The 25758-nt window shown below is 62.9% G+C and carries 27 protein-coding genes; 11 read left to right on the top strand and 16 right to left on the bottom strand.

What is annotated here, in order from left to right; all coding sequences use genetic code 11:
* Positions 1–7: 7 nt before the first annotated feature.
* Genes OH764_RS20220 through aroQ form a run of 3 tightly spaced genes read right to left on the bottom strand, consistent with a single transcriptional unit; the run spans position 8 to position 2788 of the window.
* Positions 8–1375: an MFS transporter gene (locus OH764_RS20220; RefSeq protein WP_498850495.1), complete on the bottom strand. Its 1368-nt coding sequence runs from the start codon at positions 1373–1375 to the stop codon at positions 8–10.
* A gap of 58 nt (positions 1376–1433) precedes the next feature.
* Positions 1434–2324, bottom strand: coding sequence for a shikimate dehydrogenase (locus OH764_RS20215; protein WP_498850494.1), 891 nt, complete (start codon positions 2322–2324; stop codon positions 1434–1436).
* 8 nt (positions 2325–2332) lie between these two features.
* Positions 2333–2788 (bottom strand): type II 3-dehydroquinate dehydratase, encoded by a 456-nt coding sequence (aroQ, locus tag OH764_RS20210; RefSeq protein WP_020068256.1) that lies wholly within the window; start codon positions 2786–2788, stop codon positions 2333–2335.
* 512 nt (positions 2789–3300) lie between these two features.
* Between aroQ and OH764_RS20205 the strand changes: the two genes are divergently transcribed.
* The 3 genes from OH764_RS20205 to OH764_RS20195 all read left to right on the top strand — a co-directional run bounded on the left by OH764_RS20205 (position 3301) and on the right by OH764_RS20195 (position 6264).
* Positions 3301–5184 carry a bifunctional sugar phosphate isomerase/epimerase/4-hydroxyphenylpyruvate dioxygenase family protein gene (locus tag OH764_RS20205; protein WP_498850493.1) on the top strand — a complete coding sequence of 628 codons (1884 nt, stop codon included), beginning with the start codon at positions 3301–3303 and terminating at the stop codon, positions 5182–5184.
* 322 nt (positions 5185–5506) lie between these two features.
* Positions 5507–5839: a hypothetical protein gene (locus OH764_RS20200; protein WP_027777613.1), complete on the top strand. Its 333-nt coding sequence runs from the start codon at positions 5507–5509 to the stop codon at positions 5837–5839.
* Positions 5840–6003: 164 nt separating this feature from the next.
* Positions 6004–6264: a hypothetical protein gene (locus tag OH764_RS20195; protein WP_131316811.1), complete on the top strand. Its 261-nt coding sequence runs from the start codon at positions 6004–6006 to the stop codon at positions 6262–6264.
* An 8-nt stretch (positions 6265–6272) separates the two neighbouring features.
* Here OH764_RS20195 and OH764_RS20190 read toward each other — a convergent pair whose 3' ends face one another.
* The 6 genes from OH764_RS20190 to OH764_RS20165 form a co-directional block, all read right to left on the bottom strand.
* Entirely contained in the window at positions 6273–6602 is a 330-nt protein-coding gene (locus OH764_RS20190) for a hypothetical protein (RefSeq protein WP_087753855.1), read from the bottom strand.
* Between the two features lie 10 nt (positions 6603–6612).
* Positions 6613–7380, bottom strand: coding sequence for an AraC family transcriptional regulator (locus OH764_RS20185; RefSeq protein ID WP_027777610.1), 768 nt, complete (start codon positions 7378–7380; stop codon positions 6613–6615).
* 158 nt (positions 7381–7538) lie between these two features.
* On the bottom strand, positions 7539–8819 hold the full coding sequence (locus OH764_RS20180; RefSeq protein ID WP_498850492.1) for an FAD-dependent oxidoreductase: 1281 nt from the start codon (positions 8817–8819) through the stop codon (positions 7539–7541).
* Between the two features lie 172 nt (positions 8820–8991).
* Positions 8992–9264: a (2Fe-2S)-binding protein gene (locus OH764_RS20175; RefSeq protein WP_498850491.1), complete on the bottom strand. Its 273-nt coding sequence runs from the start codon at positions 9262–9264 to the stop codon at positions 8992–8994.
* Positions 9257–10390 carry an NAD(P)/FAD-dependent oxidoreductase gene (locus OH764_RS20170; RefSeq protein WP_498851247.1) on the bottom strand — a complete coding sequence of 378 codons (1134 nt, stop codon included), beginning with the start codon at positions 10388–10390 and terminating at the stop codon, positions 9257–9259. The genes OH764_RS20175 and OH764_RS20170 overlap by 8 nt, the downstream gene beginning before the upstream one ends.
* Entirely contained in the window at positions 10387–11421 is a 1035-nt protein-coding gene (locus OH764_RS20165) for a proline racemase family protein (protein WP_498850490.1), read from the bottom strand. The genes OH764_RS20170 and OH764_RS20165 overlap by 4 nt, the downstream gene beginning before the upstream one ends.
* Before the next feature lie 371 nt (positions 11422–11792).
* Between OH764_RS20165 and OH764_RS20160 the strand changes: the two genes are divergently transcribed.
* The gene (locus OH764_RS20160; RefSeq protein ID WP_498850489.1) at positions 11793–12698 is read left to right on the top strand and encodes a dihydrodipicolinate synthase family protein; all 906 of its coding nucleotides are present in this window, start codon (positions 11793–11795) and stop codon (positions 12696–12698) included.
* A 14-nt stretch (positions 12699–12712) separates the two neighbouring features.
* Here OH764_RS20160 and OH764_RS20155 read toward each other — a convergent pair whose 3' ends face one another.
* Positions 12713–13435 (bottom strand): response regulator transcription factor, encoded by a 723-nt coding sequence (locus tag OH764_RS20155; protein ID WP_498850488.1) that lies wholly within the window; start codon positions 13433–13435, stop codon positions 12713–12715.
* Positions 13436–13829: 394 nt separating this feature from the next.
* On the opposite strand from OH764_RS20155, the gene OH764_RS20150 reads away from it, so the two are divergent.
* Positions 13830–15131, top strand: a complete 1302-nt coding sequence (locus OH764_RS20150) for an MFS transporter (RefSeq protein WP_498850487.1) — start codon at positions 13830–13832, stop codon at positions 15129–15131.
* 456 nt (positions 15132–15587) lie between these two features.
* Here the strand turns inward: OH764_RS20150 and OH764_RS20145 are convergent, their stop codons facing one another.
* Entirely contained in the window at positions 15588–16613 is a 1026-nt protein-coding gene (locus OH764_RS20145) for an IS110 family RNA-guided transposase (protein WP_498847422.1), read from the bottom strand.
* Positions 16614–16726: 113 nt separating this feature from the next.
* Here OH764_RS20145 and OH764_RS20140 point away from each other — a divergent pair, with 113 nt between their 5' ends.
* Together OH764_RS20140 and OH764_RS20135 are read left to right on the top strand one after the other, a co-directional pair.
* Positions 16727–17749, top strand: a complete 1023-nt coding sequence (locus OH764_RS20140) for an IS110 family RNA-guided transposase (protein ID WP_498847421.1) — start codon at positions 16727–16729, stop codon at positions 17747–17749.
* Between the two features lie 374 nt (positions 17750–18123).
* Complete coding sequence (locus OH764_RS20135; RefSeq protein ID WP_498850486.1) at positions 18124–19605, top strand: MFS transporter; 1482 nt, start codon at positions 18124–18126, stop codon at positions 19603–19605.
* Between the two features lie 131 nt (positions 19606–19736).
* Here OH764_RS20135 and OH764_RS20130 read toward each other — a convergent pair whose 3' ends face one another.
* From OH764_RS20130 to OH764_RS20110, 5 genes are all read right to left on the bottom strand, one after another.
* A complete protein-coding gene (locus tag OH764_RS20130; RefSeq protein WP_020068246.1) occupies positions 19737–20009 on the bottom strand; it encodes a hypothetical protein in 273 nt (90 codons plus the stop codon).
* A 73-nt stretch (positions 20010–20082) separates the two neighbouring features.
* The gene (locus OH764_RS20125) at positions 20083–20514 is read right to left on the bottom strand and encodes a DoxX family protein (RefSeq protein WP_408412775.1); all 432 of its coding nucleotides are present in this window, start codon (positions 20512–20514) and stop codon (positions 20083–20085) included.
* A 139-nt stretch (positions 20515–20653) separates the two neighbouring features.
* Entirely contained in the window at positions 20654–21118 is a 465-nt protein-coding gene (locus tag OH764_RS20120; protein ID WP_088173359.1) for an RbsD/FucU family protein, read from the bottom strand.
* A gap of 26 nt (positions 21119–21144) precedes the next feature.
* Positions 21145–21453 carry a hypothetical protein gene (locus OH764_RS20115; RefSeq protein ID WP_498850485.1) on the bottom strand — a complete coding sequence of 103 codons (309 nt, stop codon included), beginning with the start codon at positions 21451–21453 and terminating at the stop codon, positions 21145–21147.
* 51 nt (positions 21454–21504) lie between these two features.
* Positions 21505–21873, bottom strand: a complete 369-nt coding sequence (locus tag OH764_RS20110) for a nuclear transport factor 2 family protein (RefSeq protein WP_498850484.1) — start codon at positions 21871–21873, stop codon at positions 21505–21507.
* 226 nt (positions 21874–22099) lie between these two features.
* On the opposite strand from OH764_RS20110, the gene OH764_RS20105 reads away from it, so the two are divergent.
* From OH764_RS20105 to flhC, 4 genes are all read left to right on the top strand, one after another.
* The gene (locus OH764_RS20105) at positions 22100–22939 is read left to right on the top strand and encodes a helix-turn-helix domain-containing protein (RefSeq protein WP_498850483.1); all 840 of its coding nucleotides are present in this window, start codon (positions 22100–22102) and stop codon (positions 22937–22939) included.
* Positions 22940–23096: 157 nt separating this feature from the next.
* Positions 23097–24320 (top strand): YeeE/YedE family protein, encoded by a 1224-nt coding sequence (locus OH764_RS20100; protein ID WP_498850482.1) that lies wholly within the window; start codon positions 23097–23099, stop codon positions 24318–24320.
* Between the two features lie 527 nt (positions 24321–24847).
* Positions 24848–25168 carry a flagellar transcriptional regulator FlhD gene (gene flhD, locus OH764_RS20095; protein WP_020068239.1) on the top strand — a complete coding sequence of 107 codons (321 nt, stop codon included), beginning with the start codon at positions 24848–24850 and terminating at the stop codon, positions 25166–25168.
* 13 nt (positions 25169–25181) lie between these two features.
* A complete protein-coding gene (gene flhC, locus OH764_RS20090; RefSeq protein ID WP_020068238.1) occupies positions 25182–25751 on the top strand; it encodes a flagellar transcriptional regulator FlhC in 570 nt (189 codons plus the stop codon).
* The last annotated feature ends 7 nt before the right edge of the window (positions 25752–25758 follow it).

Here is a 25758-nt window from a genome sequence, read left to right as displayed (position 1 = left end):
CGAGTGCTCAATCCACCAGCACGATCCGCTTGATATCGCCGACGATAAAGATGTACGACAGCGCGCCAATCAATGCAATCACGCCGATGAATACGAGCGCGCCGACAAACGACCCGGTTGCCGCGACGATAAAGCCGACTACCAGCGGCGTCACGATGCCGGCCAGATTCGCGGCGAAGTTGAAGATGCCGCCTGTCACGCCGAGCAGCCCTTCGGGCGCGATGTCGGACACCAGCGTCCAGCCGAGCGCAGCCATGCCTTGCGCGAAGAATGCGACTGACAGGATCGCGATCACCGCGACGTTGCTCTCGACATAATTGGCCAGAATGATCGTCGAGGCCAGCAACAGGCCGGCGATGATCGGCAGCTTGCGCGCCACGTTGGCGGATTTGCCGCGGCGCAGCAGCCAGTCGGAAAAGAGGCCGCCGAACATCACGCCGATCGACGCCGCGATGAACGGCATGATCGCGAAAAAGCCGATCTTGAGCCAGCCCATATGACGTTCGGTGGCAAGGTAAGTCGGGAACCACGTGAGAAAGAACACGAGCGTCGAGTTGCCGGCGAACTGGCCAAGACAGATGCCCGTCAATTGACGGTGCTTGAGCAGGCGGCCAATGGTGCGCCATTCAAAGCCGCTTTTCGCGGGCGCGGCAGCAGCGCCGCTATCCTTGTGACGGTGCGTGAGACCGCCGCCTGCCTCGATATAGTCGAGTTCCGCCTGATTCGCCGACGGATGATCTCGCGGCTCCCGATACATCAGCCACCAGATCACACCAAACACGATACCCACGCCGCCCACCACGTAAAACAGCGAACGCCAGCCGAAAGCGCCCATCAGCATGAACAGGAACGGGCTGAAAAACGCGAGGCCGATATATTCGCCGACGGTGTAGGTGCCGGTCGCCATCGCGCGTTCGCTCTGCGGGAACCATGTCGCAACCACGCGGCTATTAGTCGGGAAACACGGCGCTTCCGAGACGCCGAGGCCGAGGCGAAAGACGAACAGTCCGGCAATGCCGTGCACGAGCCCTTGCGCGAGCGTGCACAGGGACCAGAAGGTCATCGACAGGAAGTAAGTGAGCTTGCTGCCGAAACGGTCAAGGAAGAGGCCGCCAGGAATCTGGGAAGCAACGTAGCTCCACGAGAACACCGAGAACAGCAGCCCCATCATCGCAGCGTTGATGCCGAGTTCTTTGGTCAGTTGCGGCGCGGCAATGCCGAGCACCGTACGGTCGAGATAGTTGATCATCGTGCCGACGGCCAGCAACCCCAGTATCTGATAACGGGCGTTGGAGCGGCGGGAGCTGCTGGCAGTCGTGCTTGCGCCGGCCTGACGCGTCGCGTCGGCCGGTCTGGTTTGAGTCGATTGCGGCATGGGGTTGTAGTCTCCTCTCATTGATCATCTGTCGTCGTTTGCCGGTGTGCGCTACCGGTTAGCGTTCCAGCAACGACTGGAAATGCGTGTAGACGCGCTCGGCGTCCGGTTCGAGCCCGGTGAAAATGCGCATTGCGTCGACGGCCTGGTACACCGCCATGCCGCCGCCGCTCAGCGTGCGGCAGCCGAGCGCTTCAGCTGCCTGCAACAGCGCGGTGCGAATCGGGAAATAGACGATGTCGGCCACCCACAGACCGCTATGCAGCAATTCGGCCGGCAAAGGCAGTCCCGGCAATTTGGCCATGCCGGTCGGCGTTGCGTGAATCAGCCCGTTGGCGGCCGCGAGCGTCTCTCCGAGCGACGTGCCAGCAGTGACCGTCCGATCGGCAAAGCGCTTCTGCAACTCGGCAGCGAGCGACGCGGCACGAGCAGCGTCGACGTCGAACAGCGTGAGCGTTTGTGTGCCCATTGCGAGGGCTGCGTGAGCGACCGCAGCGCCCGCGCCGCCCGCGCCCAGTTGCACCACGCGCTCAAGCGACACGTCCGGCAAGCCGCGGCGGAACGCGCGGGCAAAACCGGACCAGTCCGTGTTGTGTCCGATCCGTTTGCCGTCCTTGAAAAGCACGGTGTTGACTGCGCCCAGCGCACGGGCGTCGTCGGACAATTCGTCGAGTAGCGGAATGACGGCCTGCTTGCACGGATACGTTATGTTCAAACCGTTGTAGCCCATGCGTTCGGCCGCGAGCAGCAGATCGGGCAGCGCTGCTACATCGAGCTTCAACACTTCGAGATCGATGCGGCGGTACACGTAATGCAAGCCGAGCTTGCTGCCCTCTTCCTCGTGCATCGCGGGACTCAGCGAGCCGCCGATGCCAGATCCGATCAGACCGACAAGAAAAGAACTTGCACTGGCCTGTGCGCTAGTTTTTGCATTCGCTTGTTCATTCATTGGCACGTTCATTTCGCCGCCCTATTCTTGAGGATGGTGGCCATTCGCTCCAGTGCGAGCACGTAGCCTTGGGTGCCGCACCCGACGATGATTGCATCCGCCACCGCAGACACATACGAGTGATGACGGAACGGTTCACGTCGATGCACGTTTGAAATATGCACTTCGATGACGGGCTTTTCGATTGCGCTGAGCGCGTCGGCGATGGCCACCGACGTGTGCGTATATGCAGCGGGATTGATGACGATGCCATCGACCTTGGTGCGCGCTGCGTGGAGCCAGTCGATCAGTTGATGTTCAGCGTTCGACTGGCAGAAGTCGATTGAGAGATCGAGGCGCTCACCGGCATCGCGGCAGAGTTTCGCGACATCGTCGAGCGTTTCGGCGCCATAGATGGCCGGCTCGCGTGTACCGAGCAGGTTGAGGTTGGGTCCATTGAGGACCAGTACGGAAGCAAAACTCATGACATCGATCTCCTGTCGACTGGAGTTAGCGCTTTAGCGCTTACTCCAGTCCCATGCAAAGCTGTCGACTGGAGTTAGCGCTTTAGCGCTTACTCCCGTCCCATGCGAAGCTGTCGGCGGGAGTTAGCGCTTTAGCGCTTACTCCCGTCCCATGCAAAGCTGTCGGCAAGAGTTAGCGCTTTAGCGCTTACTCTCGCCCCATCCAACGCAGTTGCAACAAACTCGAACAATGAAGCGGATCGCGACAAGCGCAAAACGCTCCTCAACGTAAAGCGAAGTGTGCTCGCATGAGCCCTCTCCGTCATTCGGGGTTTATACGAATTTGTACCATCTAGTTAGTTTGTATAGACTATCGAAAATTGCGCTTACTATGGACATTTGCGGCCTGTCGCTTGCTTCACGAGTAACGAACTAGCCCATTTTCCGCGCCGCAACATGGCAGTGGCCCGGCGCGTTGGCTTCAATGGCGCGCGCTCGCAATCTCCGTCCAACTGTTTTTGCAGGAGCTGTTCATGCAACGTTCGATTGCCACCGTCTCGATCAGCGGCACCCTCGTAGAGAAGCTCACCGCGATCCAGGCGGCCGGCTTCGAGGGCGTCGAGATCTTCGAGAACGACCTGCTCTATTTCGATGGTTCGCCCGCCGACGTGCGGCGTATTGCCGAAGATCTCGGGCTGCAAATCATGCTGTTTCAGCCGTTCCGCGATTTCGACGGCGTAAGTCCAGAGCGTCTCGCGCGCAACCTGGACCGCGCGAAACGCAAATTCGACGTGATGCATGAACTGGGCACGGACCGCATTCTCGTATGCAGCAACGTGTCGCCGGACACCATCTGCGACGATGCGCTAATGACCGACCAGCTCGGCGCGCTCGCGGAAGCTGCAGAGGCGGCAGGCGTTGTCGCCGGTTACGAAGCGCTCGCGTGGGGCCGGCACGTCAAGACGTACCGGCATGCGTGGAAGCTCGTGAACGCGGTGAATCACCGCAGTCTCGGACTCGTGCTCGACAGCTTTCACACGTTGTCGCTCAACGATACGGTGGACGCGATCGCCGACATTCCTGGCGAGCGCATCGCGTTCGTGCAGATCGCGGACGCACCCAAGCTCGCCATGGACGTGCTGGAATGGAGCCGCCATTACCGCTGCTTTCCGGGCCAGGGCGATTTCGACGTAGCCAACTTCACGGCGCAAGTCGTCAAGACGGGCTACAAGGGCCCGCTTTCGCTGGAGATTTTCAACGACGGCTTTCGCGCCGCGCCCACCAACATCACGGCTGCGGACGGGCATCGCTCGTTGCTGTTTCTCGAGGAACAGACCCGTGCGTTGCTGCAAGCCGCGCAGCAGCCGGTCGGCGAGTTGTACGAGTCGCCCGCGGCTCCCGCGCATGTCGGCTATCAGTTTCTGGAATTCGCCGTTGACGACACGACACGCGCGCATCTCGCCGACTGGCTCGGCAAGCTGCGCTTTCGCCAGGCAGGCCAGCATCGTTCGAAAGATGTGACGCTGTATCAGCACGGTGCCGCCTCGATCGTGCTGAATGCGGAACCGGATTCGTTCGCCAATGCGTTCTTCCAGCAGCACGGCTTGTCGCTGTGCGCGTCGGCGTTTCGGGTGAATGACGCGAATCAGGCTTTCGAGCGCGCCGCCGGCTTCGGCTACGCGCCGTTCTCCGGTCAGATCGGCCCTAACGAACGCGTGCTTCCGGCCGTGCAGGCGCCAGACGGCAGCCTGAATTATTTCGTCGACGAAACGCCCGATCAGCCCACGTTGTTCGAAGCCGACTTCGTTCTCACGGACGTCAATGGCCCGTTCGAAGTCGGGCCGTTGACCCGCATCGATCACGTGTGCCTCGCCGTGCCGGCGAATTCGCTCGATACGTGGGTGCTGTTTCTGCGCACCGCGTTCGGCTTTCAGGCGGAACCGGGTGTGCTCGTACCCGATCCTTACGGCCTTGTTCGCAGCCGCGCGCTGCGCAGCCGCGACGGCTCGGTCCGAGTGGTGCTGAACGCTTCAGTCGATCACCACACGGCGGTGGCCGAGGCGCTGCATACCTATCACGGGTCCGGTTTGAATCACGTTGCATTCAGCACGAGCGACATCTTCAGCGCGATTCCGGAATTCGTCGCCGATGGCTTGCCGGTGCTGCGCATCCCGCGTAATTACTACGAGGATCTTGCCGCCCGCTACGCGCTGCCCGACGACATGCTGGAAGCGCTGCGCGAGCACAACATCCTGTATGACCGCGATGAACGCGGCGGCGAGTTTTTCCACGCTTACACGGAACAGCTCGATCAACGCTTCTTCATGGAGATCGTCGAGCGGCGCGGCGGTTACGACGGCTACGGCGCAAGCAACGCGGCGGTGCGGCTCGCCGCGCAAGCGCAGCGGCGCAAGTAGGCGGCGCTCGCCGGCGGCTTGCGTGGACCGGGAATGCGAATCGAGAAATCGTGAACCGGGAATCGCGGCAAGTCGCGTTGCATTGACTGCATCGCGAATCGTGACCGCGCGGGCACGCGTCGTGCGGCATCCGCGGGAGTACGCCCTTCGCCCGATATAATGGCGTCTTAAGTCGCGGTCCGCGCCGCGCGGCCGCGTCGGTACTCGGGTCGGGCGGTTCAAGCAGGTCGGCCAGGGCGGCGGCCACGCCAGAGCAGCGCGCTCGCGACGCCCGTAGCACGAACCGCGCCCACCGCCGGCCGAATGAAACGCCAGGAGAGATATGAAGAAGTTTGCCGTAGTCCTGTCAGTTCCCCTGCTTCTCAGCGCTTGCGCCTACTTTCAGAAGAACCCGGATGCCGGCGAGCCGGTCACCGACACCAACACGCAGCGCTCGGTCAACGATGTCGTCGCCTGCCTGACGCAATTGGCATCGAACCATAATGCCGCGTTCAAATCCACGTCGATCCCGCAAGGCCAGATGCTGGACTTCGGCGATTCGAACATCATCAAGGTGCGCAGCGACAACGGAGCGACCACTTACCGTTTCTATGCGGGCAAGCGCCATGTGAACAATCTGTGGATCGAAACGGCCGGGAAAACCTGCGCGCCGTAAGCCCGGGTTGCCCTAGCGGGCCAAAAAAGCGGCGCTGTTAAGCGTTCGTAAGGTGCGCCGGTGCCATCTTCATGTCACGGTGTTACAGGACAATGGGTCTTAAGAATCGTTTAAGACTTCGTCCGCATGATGCCTCGGACACGACCCCGCACGAGGTGCGCACCATGAACCAACCCGAACCGAATACTAACGACACGCCCGCGCCGGCAAAGCGTCCGACCATCCTGCGGCGCCTCCTGAGTCATCATGAACTGGCGACGCTGCTGCTTTTGCTGCACGCGCCTATCGACGCGTCCGCCAAACCCGAAATTCCACAACTGCACGAAGCCGGCCTGATCGAAACGATCTCGAACGAAGCGGGCGGCTCGCGCATCCGCCTCACGCCCGAAGGCAATGCCGTGCTGCGCGGGCTGGGCGTCAAGTAACGCACGCTTTACGCCTGCCATACGCCGTAGCCCGCTTCGCGTAGTCCAATCGCCAGTTCCACTTCCATTTCCTGTGCGCCGCGATACGGCATGGGATTGAACACTTCATATAGCTCGGGCACAAGGCGCAGGCCATAATCGCGCACATACCGATTTGCCTGAATGCCGGCTTTATGCCGGTCGAAGCGCAGATCGGGATCGAGCCCGGTCATCCCTACATACACGCACGGCTTGTCGAACCGGTAATCCGGATTCGCGCGGCGAAAGCGCGCCTCGTTCCAGACCTTGTCGTCGAGTACGACGACGTACACATAGTAATGATGCTTACGGCGAACCATATGCCGACGCTCAACTCCGCGAAGTGCCGTGCAGCAGCATCCGGTATTCGGTCGGCGTAACGCCGACGGTCGCCTTGAACTGGCGCGTGAAGGCGCTGTGGTCCGTGTAGCCGCACAGTGCGGCGACGTCGGTGACCTTGTCGTGCGAGACCAGCAGTGCCGTGGCGGCGTCGAGCCGTGTCTTGAGCAGAACCTGGCGCGGAGTCAGATGAAATACCTTGTGAAAATACCGCTCCAGTTGCGCGACGGACATGTCCGCCATCACCGCCAACTGCTTGAGATTGAGCGGCTGCACATAGTTTTCCTGGATGAACTGCACCACCGCGGCGAGCCGGCTATAGGCCGGATGGCTGCTTTCGTCCGCTCTGAGATCGCGTGAAATGCCCGCAAGCCCGACAATCACGCCCGCGGCATCGCGCAACGGCTGCTTGGTGGTCAGACACCAGCCCGGCTGGCGGCCAGGATAAAGGTGCAATTCCAGTTGATCGATCATCTGGTTGCCGACATGGATCACCCCTTCGTCCTGCGCCGTATAGATGCGGCCGAAGCGGCGTGGGAACACATCCTCCGCAGTTTTGCCCAACAGCGCCGTCTTTTCCTTGAACCCGCAACGCGAAGCCAGCGTGCGGTTGACCAGCGCATAGCGCGCGTCCGCGTCTTTCACAAAGAAAACGACGTCGGGCAGCGCGTCGAACACGGGCTCCAACTGCCTGAAGTGCGACAGCATGCCGGACAACGTTGCTTCGTCAGGTGAAAACTGATGAGCCAGCGTGTTCATCGTGCAGGTCCCGTGGGTCCGAGCCGTTTATAAGAGCGCAGGAGTAAGCGCTGCATGCCGGGCGGTTGGCTTGCGGTCGATCCGCGCTGCATGCGCGGTCGATTATAAAGCGGCAGGTTGGCCGACAATATCCGCTCGCCGGCAACGCGCGGCGCGAGTCAGTCCACCTGCGGCGGCTGTGCGCTTGCCGCGATCAGCGTGCCGATCTGCGCGGGACTGAAGGGCGGCCGGGGCGTCGCCGACGGCCAGCCGAAGTACACACTCGCGGCGAGCCCACATACCCTTCCCTGGCACGCGCCCATCCCGCAACGGGTATGCAGCTTTGCGTCCCGCCAGTTGCGGAACACACGCACTTCTCCGACGCTCACATCCTCGCAGCGGCACAGCAGCGTGTCGTCGGCGGGCGGCGTGCGCGCGGGCGTCTGCAATGCGAAGGCGGTGTCGATGCGCGCTGCAAAGCGGCGCCATCGCTCGCGTTGCGCATGCAGTGCGCTGCGATCCGACGTTGCGCCGCTCGCGGTCAGGCCTGCAAGCTCCCCTTCGACTGCCGCGAGTTCCGCGCCGCCCACGCCGGTGCATTCGCCGGCCGCCAGCACGCCGTCAACCGATGTGCGCTGCGCCGCATCGACGACGATGCCGCCCGCTTCATCGATTGCACAACCGAGCGCCTGGGCAAGCGTGACATTCGGCGCCAGTCCGAAGCCGCACGCGATGCGATCGCAGTCAAGCGTGACGCTGGTCTGTCCGCGCCGAACCGTGACCCGCTGGACGCGGCCCTCCCCGTGCGCCGCCTCTACCAGGCTGCCGGTCCAGTAATGCACGCCGGCAAAGCCGCGCGACATGCTCAAGGCCTGCCGCAGCTTCGCGGGTTCGCGTATCAGCGACGCGCCAAAGCGCAGAACATCGACACCGGATGCCTGTTCGACAACCGCGAGCACCCGTGCGCCCGCCGCGCGCGCCGTGGCTAACGCCGCGATCAGCAGCGGCCCGCTGCCGGCGATCACGACGCGCTCGCCGCGCACCGGCATGCCGCCTTTGATCAGCGCTTGCAGCGCGCCCGCGCCGGTCACACCGGGCAAGGTCCAGCCCTCGAATGGCAGCAAGCGCTCGCGTGCGCCGGTCGCGAGGATCAGGTGTTCGTATGTCAGACACATACCGCCCCGTTCCGCCGATTCGATCAGCAGTCCGCGCGGCGGGAGCGGCGCGACGACCCGCGTCGATCGGAAATTCGTGACGTTGCTGCGGCGACTGAGATCGGCGAGCAGCTTTTGCAGCGGCGCATATTGCGAATGGCCCGGGCCTTGCCGCCAGATCTGTCCGCCGGCGCGGGGGTTGTCGTCGAGCAACGCGACGCTCGCGCCTTCGCGCGCCGAAGCAAGCGCCGAGTGCAAACCCGCCGGACCGGCGCCGATCACAATGACGTCGAAGTGCTGGCTCACGATGCGTCAACCTCTACGTTCCGCGGGTTATCGCCGTTGCGGTAAAGGTCTGGCTCAATGTCATGCTGCGAGTGTTGCGTAACCGTAGAGGCGACTTTTGCGCGCGGCCTGAATAACCTGGGCGGCAAATCCGCCGGCGGATGGCAGGCAGAGGCCACATGGAAATGCTGAGTCATCGAGCGCCCTCTTGCTGCGTGCGCACTGTCTGGCCGTCGCGGCAAAGCGTCTGACACGCGAGCACGTACGCGCGGCCGTCTATCGTCACGCGGCATTCCTGGCAGACGCCCATGCCGCAGAACGCGGCGCGCGGCTCGCCGCCTACGGACACCCGCGTTCCGCTTTTCGAACCCGCGAGGACAAGCGCCGCAGCCACCGTCGTGCCGGCTTCCACCTCGAGAGCGACGCCGTCGATGGTCAAGCGAATGCGCTCGCCGCTGTCAGTCATGCGCCACCTCATGCACGGAAACCAAACGGCTCGGCAAATACGGCTCGACCGGAATGGCCGGCGCGTTTCCGGCGATTTGCGCCCCGAGCAACGCGGCAGTCGCCAGCGAAGTCGTCACACCCAGACCTTCGTGACCGACGGCGAGCCACACGCCGGGTGCGTGCTCGCCGGCTGGGCCGATTAGCGGCAGACCATCCGGCGATGCCGCGCGAAAGCCGGTCCATGCGCGGATGCCGTTCAGTTGCGGCAGCATCGGCAGATAGTGCGCGGCACGTTGCAGCATTTGTGCGAGCACCGGCATCTCGACCGCCGGGTCGGTCGTGTCGAACTGACGCGACGAGCCGATCAGTACCTGCCCCGTCGGCCGCGGTTGCGCATTGAACGCGACGGACGTGCCGGTCGCATGATGCGCGCTCTTGATATACCCGAGCTCCAGCAACTGATGATGGATCAGTTCGGGATAGCGGTCGGTGATCAACAGGTGGCCTTTCTTCGGTTGCAGCGGCAGCGCCGGTATCAGCCCCTGAGCGCCGAGGCCGTTCGCGACGATCACGTGCGCCGCGCTGCGCCGCTCGCCGTTCGCAAGCATCACGCCGGCAGCATCGACCGAAACGACCCGCGCGTCGAGCCGCACGCCAATATTCGCAAACGCCGGCGATTGCGTCAGCAGCCATTGCGCCGCGGTCGGCGCGTAGACGATGCTGTCGTGCTCGATGCGCAAGCCCCCGACTAGCGACGAAACAACCGCCGGTTCACACGCACGCAGTGCGCGCGCGTCGAGCAGTTCCGCCGGAACGCCTTGCGCTTCGTAGGCGGCGTGCATTGCGCGGGCGGCATGCAACTCTTCGTCGTCGGCGGCGAGCCAGAGCGTGCCGCAGCGCGCGAACGCATCTCGCGCACGCAGCTGCGGCGCGAGGTCCAGCCAGAGTTCACGCGAGTAGCGTGACAGCGCGAATTCCGCAGGCGAGTCGTTCATCACGACGATATGGCCCATGCCCGCAGCCGTCGCGCCACCGCCGATGCCTTGCGCGTCGAGCACCTCGACCCGCATGCCGAGCGCGGCGAGTTCGGCCGCGCATGCCGCGCCCACGATGCCCGCGCCGACAATCAACGCGTCCGCCGTCATACCGTGCGGATGCCCCACGCGAACGGATCACGCTCGTCGAAGCAAAGCCGCCCTTCCGCTGTGATATAGGCGTGGCCGGTGATCGTAGGGATTACGGGTGCGCCGTCGGCTGAAATTGCTGGGATGTCGCCGCGGGGTGAAACAACTGGCATGCCGTCGCCACCAGGATTTGCGGACGCGTCAGCGCCGGCATGGCGATAGCTCGCCTCGAACACGCTGCCGATAATGCTCTCCTGACGCCACACCGCCCCTTCCGCGAGTTTGCCGTCCGCCGCGAGACACGCGACTTTCGCGCTCGTGCCCGTGCCGCACGGCGAGCGGTCGTACGCATTGCCGGGGCATAGTACGAAACTGCGGCTGTCGATGTCGTCGCCCGACCCGGGCCCGAAGAGTTCGATATGGTCGATCAGCGCGCCGCCCGCGCCGGTGATGCGCTGCGCGATCAGGGCATCCCGGATCGCCGCGCTGAAACCGGTCAACTCGGGAATGCGTGCAGCCTCCAGCGAATAGCCATGCTCCGCGACGAGAAAGAACCAGTTGCCGCCCCAGCCGATGTCGCCCGTCAGCACGCCATGTCCCGGCACATCGACCTGAACCGCCTTGCGATAACGATAGGCGGGCACGTTGCGCACGGCGACGCTGCCATCGTCATTGAGCGTCGCTTCGACGACGCCGACCGGCGTCTCGATCCGATGGCGCCCCGGTCCGATTCGCCCCATATGCGCAAGCGAAACGACGAGGCCGATCGTGCCGTGACCGCACATGCCGAGATAGCCAACGTTGTTGAAGAAGATCACGCCGGCCGCGCATGACGGGTCGTCGGGCTCGCACAGCAACGCGCCGACCACCACGTCCGAGCCGCGAGGTTCGGTGACGACGCCCGCGCGCCAATCGTCGAAACGAGTGCGAAATACGTCGAGCCGTTGCGCCAGCGTTCCGCCGCCGAGATCCGGGCCGCCCGACACCACGAGGCGGGTCGGTTCACCGCCGGTGTGCGAGTCGATGATATTGAGCGTTTTCATGACGGACATGATAGGAACGGCGACGGCGGCAGTCTTGGTGAGCCTGCGCGTGGATTGTGACGATTTCGGCACAGTGCCGTTGGGTCGCAGCATCGCATGTGCGCGAAACCGCGGCCACTTTGGAACGGTGAGCGCGGCGCAATGCGCGGAGCCACGATCAGGAGCGCGGATCGCATGCCGTACGCCTCGTTGCACACGAGGCCGCTTCAGCGACCAGTTGCCGAATCTATGTGAAAGGCCCTCTCAATTGAGCCATCGTGCATGCGAGGCCACACCATCACTGTGCCGAAATCGTCATTAGCGACGCGCGATTGACGCAAGACGCCAGCGTTTTCGCTGCTTACACTGCGCTTGAACTCATCACACTCAGGAGAGCAGTCGTGGCGCATATCTGGGAAGGCGTATTGCCCGCAGTCACCACCAAGTTCAACGCGGATTTCAGCATAGACCGTGCGTGGACCGGCAAGAATATCGAAGCGCAGATCGACGCGGGTGTGGACGGAATCATCGTGTGCGGATCGCTCGGCGAAGCCTCGACGCTCTCGCTCGACGAAAAGCTCGAGGTGCTCGACATCGCCGTGGAAGCCTCTCGCGGCCGCGTGCCGGTGCTGCTGACCATCGCGGAAAACAGCACGCTCGACGCCTGCCGCCAGGCCGAGGCCGGCAGCCGCCGTGGCGCCAATGGTTTCATGGTGCTGCCCGGACTGCGCTATCTGTCGGACCGGCGCGAGACGCTGCACCATTTCCGCAGCGTCGCCGATGCAAGTGCGCTCCCGCTGATGATCTATAACAATCCGCTCGCGTACGGCGTCGACATGACCCCCGACATGTTCGCGGAAATCGCCGACGAAAAGAAGATCGTCGCCATCAAGGAATCATGCGGCGACGTGCGGCGCGTGACCGATCTGATCAACGCGGTCGGCGACCGTTTCGCCATTCTGTGCGGCGTCGACAACCTGGCGATGGAAGCGATCCTGATGGGCGCGCATGGCTGGGTGGCAGGTCTCGTATGCGCGTTTCCGCATGAGACGGTGACGATCTACAAACTGCTGCAAGCAGGACGGCTGGAAGAAGCGCGGACGATCTACCGCTGGTTCGCCCCGCTGCTCGCACTCGACGTCTCGCACAAGCTCGTTCAGAACATCAAGCTCGCCGAAACGATGGTTGGCCTCGGCACGGAACCCGTGCGCCCGCCGCGCCTGCCTCTTGCTGGCGACGAGCGCGTCGCGGTGGAAGCGCTGATTCGCAAGGCCCTCGAAACGCGTCCGGAACTGCCGCGCCTTTGAGCCAACCGCAAAGTTCAGGCGGCCTGCTGCTGCTCATGTATCGCCTCTTCCTGACGCAAATGCAGCAGCCTGTAGCCGCTTTTGTAAACCGGCTGCAGGCGGAACTCGTTTTGCGGCTCGATTTCGAGCAACAGGCGCAGTCGCGACACATGGCTGTCGATCGTGCGCGTGAACTCGCGGAATTCACGGCCCCACACCATCGCGAAGATGTGATCGCGCGACATGACGCGGCCAATGTTCGAGAAGAACAGCGAGGCAAGCCGGTATTGCGTGCCGGATAACGAGACCGGCTGACCGCGCAGCATGACGATCTGGCGATGTGTGTCGAAGCGGTACGGGCCCACATCGAAGCTCGAGGTGCTGAAGCGGTCCGGATAGGCGCGCCGCAGCAACGCCGCGACGCGCTCGCGAAATTCCGCGGGACGAACCGGCAGCGCGGTGTAGTCGTCGGCGCCGTTGACGAACGCGCGAACCATACTTTCTTCCGACGTGTCTCTCGACACGAAGATCACCGGCACGCGGTCGCCGCCGACCGCACGCGCCGTCCTCAACACCTCGGTGCCCGACAGACGGGTGCCGTGCCAGTCCAGCACGAGCAGATCCACGGTGGACCGGGCCAGCGCCTTCGACATGGTGAGGCCGTCGTCGTAGCCCGCGCAGGTATGGCCGGCACTCGTCAGGATCTTTTCAATCGACTGACGCATGACGGGATCGCGTTGAAGAATGGCAATGCGCATGGGATGACTCTTAACAGGTGGCGTGGACGCGATTCTCAAAGGCGCCTAGCCCCTATCCCATAGGATCAATCTGAATTTGACGCGCGCTCTGACGAATCGCGTCGAAGAGTGGCCGACGGACTACAAGCGCCTTCGCGTGACGCGTGCGGTTCGTCGCACGATCCGGGAAATTGAGGGATAGGCGGAACTTTTCCCAATCTAATTAAGCACTTCCCGAAGCGAATCGCTTTCATCCTGTAAAATCCCGCGCTGGCTTCTCTCGTCATCGCGCCGCCCTACCCGGGCCGGTGCGCCGGTGTCCCGCGCTCTACCCAGCCGCCGCCACACTTCTCGCCCGACGACCGCCGTTTTTCCACGCGACACGTGGTTTCCAATTCAAGACAACGACAAAGCAATGCAAGCGACAAATCTGGGTGGAGCGCAGGCTGTCACCCCACGCCCTCTTGGGCGCAGCGACTATAAGACGCTCGGCCTCGCCGCTCTCGGCGGCGCGCTCGAGTTCTACGACTTCATCATTTTCGTGTTCTTCGCACCGGCAATCGGCCAGTTGTTTTTCCCGGCTGCGATGCCGGACTGGCTGCGGCAGGTGCAAACCTTCGGCATCTTCGCCGCGGGCTACCTCGCGCGGCCGCTCGGCGGCATCATCATGGCGCACTTCGGCGATCTGTTCGGCCGCAAGCGCATGTTCACGCTGAGCGTGCTGCTCATGTCCGTGCCGACGCTGATGATGGGCCTGTTGCCCACCTACGCGAGCATCGGCGTCATGGCGCCGGTCCTGCTGCTGCTGTTTCGCGTGATGCAAGGCGCGGCGGTCGGCGGTGAAGTGCCGGGCGCGTGGGTGTTCGTCTCCGAGCACGTGCCGCAACGGCACATCGGCTATGCGTGCGGCACGCTGACGGCGGGCCTCACGGCCGGCATCCTGCTCGGTTCGCTGATCGCGTCGGCGGTCAATCGCAATTTCGCGCCCGCGGAAATCGCGGATTACGCGTGGCGCATTCCGTTTCTGATCGGCGGCGTGTTCGGCATGTTCTCCGTCTACCTGCGCCGCTGGCTGCACGAGACGCCGGTCTTCGCCGAACTGAAGCAGCGCAAGGCGATTGCCGCCGAAGTGCCGCTCAAGGCCGTGCTGCGCGACCACGGCCGGGCGGTGATCGTCTCGATGCTGCTCACGTGGATGCTGTCCGCGGCTATCGTCGTCGTGATTCTGATGACGCCGACGCTGCTGCAAAAGCAGTTTCACATTGCGCCGGCCACCGCTTTGCTGGCCAACTGCGTGGCGACGCTGTGCCTGACCATCGGCTGTGTGATGGCGGGCTCGATTGCCGGGCGCATCGGCGCGGGACGCACGATCTTCATCGGCGGCCTTGCGCTGGGCGTGACGTACTACGTGATGTTCCAGCAACTCTCCGTCGATGCCTCGGCGCTCGTGCCGCTGTACGGCGTGACCGGGCTGCTCGTCGGCGTGATCGGCGCGATTCCGTTCGTGATGGTGAAAGCCTTCCCGCCGGTCGTGCGCTTTTCGGGCATCTCGTTTTCGTACAACGTCGCCTATGCGGTCTTCGGCGGCCTCACGCCAATCGCGGTTTCGCTGATGATGAAGTCCAATCCGATGGCCGCGCCGCTGTATGTCGGCGCGATCTGCGTGATCGGTGCACTGACCACGCTGTTCATCAAGGATGCGCCGCAGACGCGCTGATCCAGCGCACGCGGTGATGAAGAGAACGGCGCGCCTTCGGGCGCGCCGTTTTTATTTGCGCCGGCGTTTTCCTGTCCGCTTGTAGACAGATGGTATGAACGCCACCCTCCCGTCGCGGTCGTTTCGGCTCTGAACACTGAAGTGCCTTTGGAGGTACTGGGTCCCTCCAGAACGCAACGGCATCAATGTGCCAAATCTATGGTCCACCCCGTTTTTGCAACTATGATCTTCGATGGCGAGTTGGCTTGCTTAAATCTATTCGGCGTCATTGTGGGGATCGCTCCCCGCGCCACGATGAGATTCGCGCCTGACGATCCTTAACAGTGGATCGGCTTCGAAAAGCCTCTTTGGCACTCAGGTTCTTCGGCAGGCCGCTGCGCCGTTCACGTCATCAATTTTCAGTCGTCGCAAAACCAGTTGGGTGATTGTGTTAAGTAAAGATGAAGCTGTGTTCGTTCAGATCGGGTGAGTTGCGTAGCTGGCGTCGAATGTGGTTCGGCGCGCAACAATCGCCCAGGCCGTTCGGGCCAGCTTGTTGGCGAGCGCACACGCCACCACGTTTGAATGTCGTTGAGCGAGCATTGCGCGGACCCAGTCTGCCAGGCGACCGGTTCGTTTCTCCAACCCTCGCATGTAGGCTCGGGCGCACAGGACGAGCAGACGCCTGACATTTTTGTCGCCGCGCCGGCTGATCCCAAGAAGATTGGTCTTGCCGCCCGTACTGAATTGCCGGGGCACGAGCCCAACCGATGCCGCAAAATCGCGACTGCATCGGTACTGCCTTGCGTCGCCCATCTTTGCGGCCAACGCGCTTGCGGTGACCGGGCCGACTCCCGGGATGCTCATCAGGCGCTGTCCGACCTCGTCGTCGGCGAGCTGACGTGCAAGCTCCTGGTCAATCTCACCGATCTGTTCTTCAAGGTACTTGAAGTGCTGATGGAGGCGTTCGAGGATCGCAACCAGTCTTGGCGGCAGTTCATGCATAGCGAGCACAGACGGCAGACGTGTGACGGCAGTGTTGCCTACCGGCAGACTGATGCCGAACTCGAGAAGAAAGCCATGCATCTGGTTGACGGTTCTGGTCCGCTCGCGCACCATCGATTCACGTACACGGTGCAGCACCGAAAGCGTCTGTTGCGACTCAGTCTTCGGAATTACGAATCTCATCGCCGGGCGCGACGCAGCTTCGCAGATCGCCTCTGCATCGACGAAATCATTCTTGTTCGATTTGACGAATGGCCTGACGAACTGCGGCGAGATCAGGCGCACCGTGTGCCCGAACTCGGCCAGCTTCCGCGCCATATGATGCGAACCGGCGCAGGCCTCCATGACGACGGTACAGGCATGGAAAGTCGCGAAGAATTCGATCAGTTGTTTGCGGCTCATCTTTTTACGAAACAAAGCCTTGCCTTTCGCATCTTGCCCATGCAGGTGAAAGCTGTGTTTGCCAAGATCGATACCAACGAGCGTAACGTCGTCCATGGTGGCCTCCAGTTCGGTATGAACACTGCCAGCCTAACCTGTCCAGCGAGGTGGGGTGGACCATCCCATTAGTGGAAGTTGTCGCGACCACTTGAGGGAACGGAGGGACCATCATGAATGCTACGACGTTCGGGCTCGATATTGCAAAGCGCACGTTCCAGATGTATTGGATCGAAGCGGAAACCGGAGAGGTTGTGAACCGGCGATTCACGAAGCAACAGCTTATAGAATTCCTTGGCCAGCGAGCGGCCAGTCGGGTGGCCTTGGAAGCCTGCGGGAGTGCGCACTGGTGGGCGCGCAAGATTGCGGCGCTAGGTCATCAAGTCGTATTGCTGCATGCACGGTTCATTCGCCCGTTCGTCCAGAATAACAAGACCGACGCAACAGATGCTCGTGCAATCTGGACGGCAGCGCAGCAACCCGGCATGCGGTCCGTAGCACCGAAGACCGCAGATCAGCAGGCCATGCTCGGATTGCATCGCATCCGTTCACTGCTGGTCAAGTCACGTACCATGCAGGTCAACCAGTTGCGCGGCCTGCTGTATGAATTTGGCGTAACGCTGAGAGCGGGACGTCTCGCGGGCTTGGCCGAGGTCCGCGAGCGACTGGGTGAAATTGAGCAGATCGTTCCGGGCACATTGTTCTGTGCGCTGCGCGACCAGCTTCAGTTCATTGAACGCATCGAAGCCGAGATCCGCAAGCTCGAGCGGCAGATCGTTGTCTGGCAGCGGCAAGAGGCAGCATGTCGACGGCTTTCGACGATCCCGGGTATTGGGCCATTGACGGCGACAGCCCTGGTCGCGACGATCGGCGATCCCGCCGCGTTCAAATCGGGACGAGAACTTGCCGCATACCTCGGCCTGGTGCCCAGGCAAAGCGGTACCGGCGGAAAGGTGCGATTGGGCGGCATAAGCAAGCGCGGCGACAGCTATATTCGGATGCTGCTGATCCACGGTGCACGTGCGGTCCTCTTCAAAAGCAGGAGCAAGGAGGCCTGGTGCGAGCAACTGTCGCGACGTCGACCTGCGAACGTGGTTGCAGTCGCACTGGCAAGCAAGATGGCGCGGACAGCGTGGTCGCTGCTGGCGAACAACCGCACGTATCAAAAAGACTACGCACTACAAAAGACAGCCTGAAAAATTTCCGCATCGCGCGAGCCATGCAGAAAGGTTGCGAAGGTTGGTAATGATGTGATGGCGAGACAGGTTGGTCCGCAAGAACGCAAACCTGATTGACGCTGAGCGCTTCGAGCGCGCTAGATAGCAGAGGTCGTTCTTGGCGAATTCCATCAGGGCACGCAGGCTCGGCCTGCAGATGCCGGATATAAGCCTGCAACCAAATCCCTGTCGAACGTCGCAGCGTTATTACCTTGCAAGCCGGGCGGCGTTCATATAAGCGTCCAGCTCGTCACCCCACTCCGGAGCCCACAACTGCCGCAGTTTTCCACCGACATCGACACTTCACGCCGCCCCGAAACATGGTGCGCCACATCGTGCCTACGATATAGCGCATGACCTCCACAAAACGTACCGTTTCGCCCGCCCTCGGCCGCGTGCTCGCGACCGTCAGCGTCGGCTTCGTCGTCACGCAACTCGACGTGACAATCGTCAATATTGCGCTGCCCGAGATCGGCGCGAATCTGCACGCGAATGTCGCGGGCCTGCAATGGGTCGTCGACGCCTACACGCTCGCCTTCGCGGTGCTGATGCTGTCGGCCGGTGCGCTCGGCGACCGCTTCGGCGCGCGCCGGCTGTACGCGGCGGGTATCGTGCTGTTCGCGCTCGCGTCGCTCGCTTGCGGCGTCGCCTCCGGCGCGCCGATGCTGGTCGCCGCGCGAGCGTTGCAAGGCATCGGCGCCGCCGCGATGCTGCCGAACTCGCTTGCCTTGTTGAATCAGTCGTATGGACACGACCCGAAACTGCGGGCTCGCGCCGTCGGGCTGTGGACGGCGGCGGGCGCGATCTCCATCGCGGCCGGCCCGGTAGCAGGCGGGCTGCTGATCGCCGCGTTCGGCTGGCGCAGCATTTTTCTTGTCAATCTGCCGATCTGCGCTGCCGGTTTTCTGGCGACTCTGCTGTGGGTGCCACGCCCTGAAGCCGCTGTCCCGAAAACCGCTCGTGCTGAAACCGCTCGTCCTGAAACCGCTCCGCCGACGCCACGCGGCATCGATCTGAGCGGCCAGACGCTCGCCATTGTCGCGTTGACCGCGTTCGTCGCCGCGGTGATCGAATGGCGGCCGCTGGGACTGAGCCATCCGCTCGTCGCAGGTGGTTTCGTGCTTGCGGCGCTCGCCGGCAGCGCGTTTGTCGCGGTCGAAGCGCGCGCGAGCGCGCCGATGCTGCCGCTTTCGCTCTTCGCCGGGCGCAGCTTCAGCGCGGCCGTGCTGTTCGGCATCTGCGTGAACATGACCTATTACGGGATGGTGTTCGTGCTGAGCCTCTACCTGCAGCGGGTGCGCGGCTATACGGCGCTGCAGGCCGGTCTGGCATTTTTGCCGTTGACGGGCGGCTTCCTGATCTCGAACGTCGCAAGCGGCTGGGTGGTGGGCCGCTTCGGCGTGCGTGTACCGATGATCGCCGGCGCGATCACCGCCGGACTCGGCTACGGCCTGCTGCATCTGGTCGACGCGAGCACGCCGCTGATCGGCCTGCTGTTGCCGTTCCTGCTGATTCCGTCAGGCATGGGACTCGCCGTCCCCGCGATGACGACCGCCGTGCTGGCGTCGGCGCAAGCGTCGCGGGCGGGCACGGCGTCGGCGGTATTGAACACGGCCCGCCAGGCGGGCGGCGCGGTGGGCGTGGCCGCATTCGGCGCGCTCGCCAGCGGGGCGGCGGCCACGCAAATCGTCTCGGGGATGCAAGCGGCGACCGCAATCTCGGTCGGCCTGCTCGCGTTTGCTGGCGTGATCAGCTGTCTCGTGCACCCGCAGCCGCATTCGTCGTCGCAGACGAGGCGTGAGGCGGATTCCGCGCCGGTCGGCAATTCGCGCTGAACTTGCGCGTCTGGCCGGACGGCCTTCGCGGATGACAGAAGAAAAACGACCCCCGCGGCTCGGGTGCCGCGGGGGTCGTCAACAGAATTATCAGCGGTGAATAACAGCGTGTGCGTAAAGCTCCAGGCGCGTTACAGCGATGCCTCCTGAATCGTTCCCGTATTGATCGCAGCTTCGATCAGCCCTTCGCTTTGCGCCTTGCTGATTGCGTCGGCAATCAGTTTTTCGGGCTCTTCGATCTCGGCCTTGATTGCGCTCAAAAAGCCGGACGCATCCAGCACCACAAGTGTTTTTGCGGACTCGGCGAGGCTGATGATCACGCGATGCGGCGTGGGCCCTTCTCCAAGACTCGCGCACAACTGCAACACTTTGCCGCCAATGGATTGCTCGAAACTTTGAATCATATTTACTCCCTTGTTTGCAGCCGGAATACGTCAGTCAGGCAAAACCAGCGGGGAATCGCTGAGTATGGTGCGCTCAAAGACCCAACCCGCTGCGCGGCGCGCGCGCACCGTCGATACTGATACGCCCCGCACCGGTCACGAACAGCAGCAGAAAACCGCCGGCGATACCGATATTTTTCCAGAAATGGATCACCATGTCGCGCTGCAAGGCGGCGTCCGTCACGTTCCAGAAGTCGTGACCCAGGACAGCCGTGGCCACCGTATAAACCGCCATGATGAGCGCGAGCGGGCGCACCTTGAAGCCGACTATCAGCAGGAGCCCGCCCACTGCCTCGACCGCGGTGGCGATCGGCGCGGCGATCTGCACGAAGGGCACGCCCTTGGAGTGCAGGTAGCCGACAAAGCCCGCATAGCCCAGCAGTTTCATCACACCGCCCCATAGAAACAGAACAGCGAGAGCAATGCGTGCGACGAGAATAACGCCGGAATCGACGGGACGCGTCATGGGGGACTCCTGTAGATGAATAAGCAGCAGACCCGACTAGAAGGCTGCAGTTCCCTGCTTTGCCTCTGAGCATATGTGCATTGCCCGCGCTTTCCAAGACGGGCAAGCATTTGAACGACGCAAAGCGGCAGACTGGCGACTACGAGCGAGGAGCGTCCGGCGCGAGCAGAACGCCTTTTGTGAAGACGAAGCAACCATAGCCGCGCTCCTCGCCGGTGGCGATCACGCAATACGCCTTGCGCGCGCGCTCATAAAACGCGAACCGTTCGATGGACGCAAACGGCACGTCGCGCCCTTCGGCCGCATTGACCTCGGCCTGCGCCTCGCGCTGCACGGCGGGAATGGTATGCGGCTCGCCGACGACTTCCATGCGCGATGCGGGCTGGTCGATGAACGTATCGAGCGGCATCACCGAGAGCACGGCGCGGATCGCGCGCGGCGAGCTCACGCCGTCGAGGCGAAGCAGCTTGCCGAGCACCGAGGAACGCGCGACGGAGTTGGCCGGAAAGTTGGCGTCGCAAATGACGAGCTCGTCGCCGTGTCCCATTGAGCGCAGGGCGTGCAGTATGTCGGCGTTGAGCAGAGGATCGAGATTCTTAAGCACTGTGTCTCCATGCAAGTTGCTTGCGGTTATTCGAATGGCTCGCATTGCGGCAATCGATTGTAGCAAGCAACGTTGCGCATTTCGGGGACATTCCAGTGAAGAATGCAAGACGTGCCGCCCACGCGCCGCGGCGCCCCGCCGCAACGCCACCGCAACCATCCGACGACCGCGAGCAGCATCAGACCCGCGCCGCCCGCTACCGGCTCGCGCCAGCCGAGTAACGCGGTAAACATGAATGCCCGCGGGCCGGCGAGCAGCGCGAAGCCGGCAATCGCGCCGCACAGCGCATCGATGGCGTGTGCGTATCGCGCAAACTTGATGACGGGCTCGTGCATGATCGTCTCCACGCAAAGATGACGGTAGCGAAGCTGCGGACGCTTGTGCGATCAGGCGCCCGCGGGCACCTGATCGAGGAAGCCGGTCACGGCCTGCAGACGGCCGTGCGCGTCGACCACGCCGAAGTCGGAGCCCTTGACGATCGCCTCGCCGTCGGGCGTGACGAGTGCCCACGAAAAGCGCAGGCGGTTGCCGAAACCGTCCACGTCGGTCGAGCGGCGAAACGTGTGATGCGCAAAGCGCTCCTGCACCGCGCGGATCATCGCGTCGATGCCGTCGTGGCCGGAGCCGGCCATCAGCGGGTCGCGGTAGTCGGCGTCGGTCGCCCATGTCACCGCGATCAGCTTGCGACGGCGCTCGCCATCGGTCTCGTTCCATGCGTCGAAATAACGGTCGATCAGATCGGTATGCGCGTTCATCTGCAACTCCTTGATTGGCAATGACTGAGCGCTACGCTCGGCATACACGTCGCATGCGGCGGGCTCGGAGTGAAGATTCGCGGTTAGCGGGCCGCGCGTCGATTACGTCGCAGGTAATCGTTGCGCGGCGCGTCCCGGCGGTCCCGGCGTTAGTGCGCGGCAGTGCGCCGAGCGCATTACCTCGCAGGTAATGGATTGACGCGGCGCTTTAGCTATCATCGGTGGCATGAACACACTTTCTTCTGCGCAAAGCGCCACGTCGACACGGCCCGCGACCAGCCGCACCGTCGGCGATCTGCTGCGTGAATGGCGGCAGCGGCGACGGATGAGTCAGTTGCTGCTCGCCGCCGAAGCCGACATCTCGACGCGGCATCTGAGCTTCGTCGAATCCGGCCGCGCAATGCCGAGCCGCGAGATGGTCATGCATCTTGCCGAGCGCCTAGACGTGCCGCTGCGCGCACGGAATGCGTTGCTTGTTGCGGCCGGTTACGCGCCGTTGTTTCGCGAACGTCCGCTATCGGACCCGCAACTGAGCGCCGCGCGCGAAGCCGTCGAACTGGTGCTGAAGGGCCACGAACCGTATCCGGCGCTCGCGGTCGACCGGCACTGGAATATGGTCGCCACGAATAACGCGCTAGGGCCGCTCCTTTCGGGCGCGAGTCCCGATCTGCTGAAGCCGCCCGTGAATGCGTTGCGCCTGAGCCTGCATCCGGAAGGCATTGCTTCGTCCATCGTCAACTGGCACGCGTGGCGGGAGCATGTGCTCGCGCGGCTGCAACGGCAGATCGACGTAAGCGCCGACGAAACTCTCAGCGCGTTGCGCGACGAACTGGCGGCTTATCCAACGCCGCCGGGCGCGGAACCGCCCGAGCCCGGCGAGAGCCCGCTCAATCAGATTGCGGTGCCGCTGCGTCTGCGCACGCCGGTTGGCGTGCTGTCGTTTTTCAGCACGACGACGGTGTTCGGTACGCCGGTGGACGTCACCTTGTCGGAACTGGCGATTGAAGCGTTCTTTCCAGCCGATCCGCAGACCGCAGCCGCATTGCACGGCTTGACAGCGGCATAGCGGCATAGCGGCAAACAGCGACGCACCCCGCGCCTGCGCGGATATGCACTACGTGCTATCTTTTTCGATCCTCATTGCGCTTTCGCTCGTCTGCCAACAACGCTCGCCAGCCGCCCGCCGGGCCGTCGGCGCGCGTGCGTTGTCGGTCAATCTCATCATGTCCGAACTTTCCTCTACTCTTTCTCCCGCGCCACGCCGTTTCGACCTCAACCCAAAACCGCTTGCCGCGGCTCTCCTTCTCATCGCGCTCGGTGCCGTGTATCTGGCTCAGACCGTCAGTGGCCGCCAGGCCGCGCTCTATATAGTCGGTGCCCTGCTCGGCATGTCGCTCTATCACGCGGCTTTCGGTTTCACGTCGGCGTGGCGGGTATTCATCGCCGACGGCCGCGGCGCGGGGCTTCGCGCGCAAATGCTGATGCTCGCCGTGGGCGTCGTGCTGTTCTTCCCGGTGCTCGCGTCGGGGACCTTGTTCGGCCATCCGGTGGTGGGGCTCGTTGCGCCAGCCGGCACGTCGGTCCTCGTCGGGGCCTTCATGTTCGGCATCGGCATGCAGCTGGGTGGCGGCTGCGCGTCGGGCACGCTGTACACCGTCGGCGGCGGCAGCACCCGGATGATCGTCACGCTCGCGGCATTTGTAACAGGCTCGGTCGTGGCGACCGCGCACATGCCGTTCTGGACCGCACTTCCCGCCTTGAAGCCGCTGTCGATGGTCAACACGCTCGGCGCTGGCGCCGCGATCGCGCTGAACCTGGTTATTTTCGCGGCGATCGCGGCGCTGACCGTCATCGTCGAACGGCGGCGGCATGGGCGCCTCGTCAACGAGCCGGCGCGTGCGCCGCGCGCATCCCCGTGGCTGCAAGGGCCGTGGCCGCTCTTTGTCGGCGCGCTCGCGCTGGTGCTGCTCAACTTCGCGACGCTCGCGCTGTCGGGACGTCCGTGGGGCGTGACCTCGGCGTTCGCGTTGTGGGGCGCCAAGCTTTTTGCGGCGCTGGGCGTGGACGTGGCGAGCTGGCCGTACTGGGCGACCCGCGCGAACGCGGGCGCGCTGGCGGCGCCTGTTACACATGACGTCACCACGGTGATGGACATTGGCATCATTCTCGGCGCCATGGCCGCCGCCGCACTCGCCGGCCGCTACGCACCGGTCTGGAAAGTGCCGGCGCGCTCGCTGATCGCTGCCGTCGTCGGCGGCCTCCTGCTCGGCTACGGCGCCCGCCTCGCCTATGGTTGTAACATCGGCGCCTACTTTAGCGGCATCGTTTCAGGCAGCCTGCACGGCTGGCTGTGGCTCGTCGCCGCCTTCATCGGAAACGTGCTCGGCACGCGCCTGCGGCCCGCGTTCGGGCTCGAAGTCGAGCGGGTTCACCCGACGGGCTGCTAATTCTTACCGATCCGGTTACAAACTCGCCGAGTTTGTAACCGGGGCACCATCTTTTCATTACAAAGTCGGTCCGTCCCTGAAACAGGGATTCGGCAGGTAGTAATTACACGACTTGGCGCCGGCTTTTCGATCCGTTTCCATTCAGTCTTAATTACCGGTTCTCTCGGATCTACCTCGGTGTTGCGCGGACGACACGGTCTAATCCCCGCCGTACAAGGGTTTTCATGGATCTGACGAAAGCTTCCCAAGGCGGAAAAGGCGTCCAGAGCGGCGCATTACAAGCCGGTGAAATTCTTACCGAAATTTCATGTACTTTTTCGAGATATTTTTTTGAGAAGGGATTGATTTCTGGTTTTGCCCTTCATACAATTCGTCCCAAGCTGTTACGAAATGTAACGCGATGTATCAAAAGGTCGCCATGTGTATCAGGGACGACTTGTAGCCGAAGGACAACGTTTTCGGCGAGGCATAAAAGACATAACGGCAAAAAGCCGACATAGTAATTCGGGGCTTCGGAAACAGAGAAAATGGACCGTAGCAGCGAGACGCTGGACTCAATCCGCGAGATTAACCTGTCGTACATCATGCTTGCGCAACGTATGTTGCGTGAGGACAAACCGATCGGAATGTTCCGTCTGGGTTTGTCGTCGGAACTGGCTGATCTGCTTGCCGGGCTGTCGCTCGCACAGATCGTCAAGCTGGCCTCTTCCGATCAGCTGTTGTGTTTCTTCCGCTTCAACGACCACTCGATGCTGTCGGCGTTGACGCAAACGACGAAGCACACCGCAGTTGCACCGACTCACGCGGCCATCCTGCTTGCAGGCCAGCCCGCTGAGCAATTTGCCTAATAGGGTGACTGCGATGCTCAAGCGTAGCCTGACGGAAGATGCACAAGAAGTGTTTCGTGCGATCGCGTTGATCGAACTCGGCGCACGCATGCAGGTGCTCGAGAGCGAGTTGACGCTCTCGCGTGACCGCATGATCCGCCTGTACCGCGAGGTGAAGGGCGTATCGCCGCCCAAGGGCATGCTGCCGTTCTCGGCGGACTGGTACATGACGTGGCTTGCTAACATTCACGCGTCGCTGTTCTACAACACGTACCTGTTCCTGAAGAACGAAGCGCGTTGCTCGCATCTCGATGCGCTGACCAAAGGGTATCGGCTGTATCTCGAACACTGCAAGCACAGCGAAACCGAACCGGTGCTCGACCTGACGCGCGCCTGGACGCTGGTGCGTTTCTTCGACGCCGACATCCTGCAGTTGACGAAGTGCTGCCGTTGCACCGGCAAGTTCGTCGCACACAAGCACGACCTGCAGCACAACGTCGTGTGCGGCGCATGCCAGCCGCCGTCGCGTGCGGGCAAGACGAAGAAAGCCGCAGCCGCTCGCCAGGAAGCACTCGAAGCCGCGCAGGTCGCCCAGGCCGCCTGAGCCACGC

Source organism: Burkholderia sp. M6-3 (assembly GCF_050858985.1).
GTDB classification, from domain to species: Bacteria; Pseudomonadota; Gammaproteobacteria; order Burkholderiales; family Burkholderiaceae; genus Paraburkholderia; species Paraburkholderia caledonica.
The sequence above is the reverse complement of the archived record's forward strand: the minus strand, read 5'-3'. Positions and strand labels throughout refer to the sequence as shown.

Bases quoted from the DNA above. Each gene is read 5' to 3' on its own strand.
- OH764_RS20195 (WP_131316811.1), top strand. From the start codon at position 6,004: ATGAACCAACCCGAACCGAATACTAACGACACGCCCGCGCCGGCAAAG.
- OH764_RS20190 (WP_087753855.1), bottom strand. From the start codon at position 6,602: ATGGTTCGCCGTAAGCATCATTACTATGTGTACGTCGTCGTACTCGAC.
- OH764_RS20100 (WP_498850482.1), top strand. From the start codon at position 23,097: ATGTCCGAACTTTCCTCTACTCTTTCTCCCGCGCCACGCCGTTTCGAC.
- aroQ (WP_020068256.1), bottom strand. From the start codon at position 2,788: ATGAGTTTTGCTTCCGTACTGGTCCTCAATGGACCCAACCTCAACCTG.
- OH764_RS20185 (WP_027777610.1), bottom strand. From the start codon at position 7,380: ATGAACACGCTGGCTCATCAGTTTTCACCTGACGAAGCAACGTTGTCC.
- flhD (WP_020068239.1), top strand. From the start codon at position 24,848: ATGGACCGTAGCAGCGAGACGCTGGACTCAATCCGCGAGATTAACCTG.
- OH764_RS20125 (WP_408412775.1), bottom strand. From the start codon at position 20,514: ATGACGCGTCCCGTCGATTCCGGCGTTATTCTCGTCGCACGCATTGCT.
- OH764_RS20220 (WP_498850495.1), bottom strand. From the start codon at position 1,375: ATGCCGCAATCGACTCAAACCAGACCGGCCGACGCGACGCGTCAGGCC.
- OH764_RS20215 (WP_498850494.1), bottom strand. From the start codon at position 2,324: ATGAATGAACAAGCGAATGCAAAAACTAGCGCACAGGCCAGTGCAAGT.
- OH764_RS20145 (WP_498847422.1), bottom strand. From the start codon at position 16,613: ATGGACGACGTTACGCTCGTTGGTATCGATCTTGGCAAACACAGCTTT.
- OH764_RS20200 (WP_027777613.1), top strand. From the start codon at position 5,507: ATGAAGAAGTTTGCCGTAGTCCTGTCAGTTCCCCTGCTTCTCAGCGCT.
- flhC (WP_020068238.1), top strand. From the start codon at position 25,182: ATGCTCAAGCGTAGCCTGACGGAAGATGCACAAGAAGTGTTTCGTGCG.
- OH764_RS20110 (WP_498850484.1), bottom strand. From the start codon at position 21,873: ATGAACGCGCATACCGATCTGATCGACCGTTATTTCGACGCATGGAAC.
- OH764_RS20155 (WP_498850488.1), bottom strand. From the start codon at position 13,435: ATGCGCATTGCCATTCTTCAACGCGATCCCGTCATGCGTCAGTCGATT.
- OH764_RS20150 (WP_498850487.1), top strand. From the start codon at position 13,830: ATGCAAGCGACAAATCTGGGTGGAGCGCAGGCTGTCACCCCACGCCCT.
- OH764_RS20175 (WP_498850491.1), bottom strand. From the start codon at position 9,264: ATGACTGACAGCGGCGAGCGCATTCGCTTGACCATCGACGGCGTCGCT.
- OH764_RS20140 (WP_498847421.1), top strand. From the start codon at position 16,727: ATGAATGCTACGACGTTCGGGCTCGATATTGCAAAGCGCACGTTCCAG.
- OH764_RS20105 (WP_498850483.1), top strand. From the start codon at position 22,100: ATGAACACACTTTCTTCTGCGCAAAGCGCCACGTCGACACGGCCCGCG.
- OH764_RS20165 (WP_498850490.1), bottom strand. From the start codon at position 11,421: ATGTCCGTCATGAAAACGCTCAATATCATCGACTCGCACACCGGCGGT.
- OH764_RS20205 (WP_498850493.1), top strand. From the start codon at position 3,301: ATGCAACGTTCGATTGCCACCGTCTCGATCAGCGGCACCCTCGTAGAG.
- OH764_RS20170 (WP_498851247.1), bottom strand. From the start codon at position 10,390: ATGACGGCGGACGCGTTGATTGTCGGCGCGGGCATCGTGGGCGCGGCA.
- OH764_RS20130 (WP_020068246.1), bottom strand. From the start codon at position 20,009: ATGATTCAAAGTTTCGAGCAATCCATTGGCGGCAAAGTGTTGCAGTTG.
- OH764_RS20115 (WP_498850485.1), bottom strand. From the start codon at position 21,453: ATGCACGAGCCCGTCATCAAGTTTGCGCGATACGCACACGCCATCGAT.
- OH764_RS20135 (WP_498850486.1), top strand. From the start codon at position 18,124: ATGACCTCCACAAAACGTACCGTTTCGCCCGCCCTCGGCCGCGTGCTC.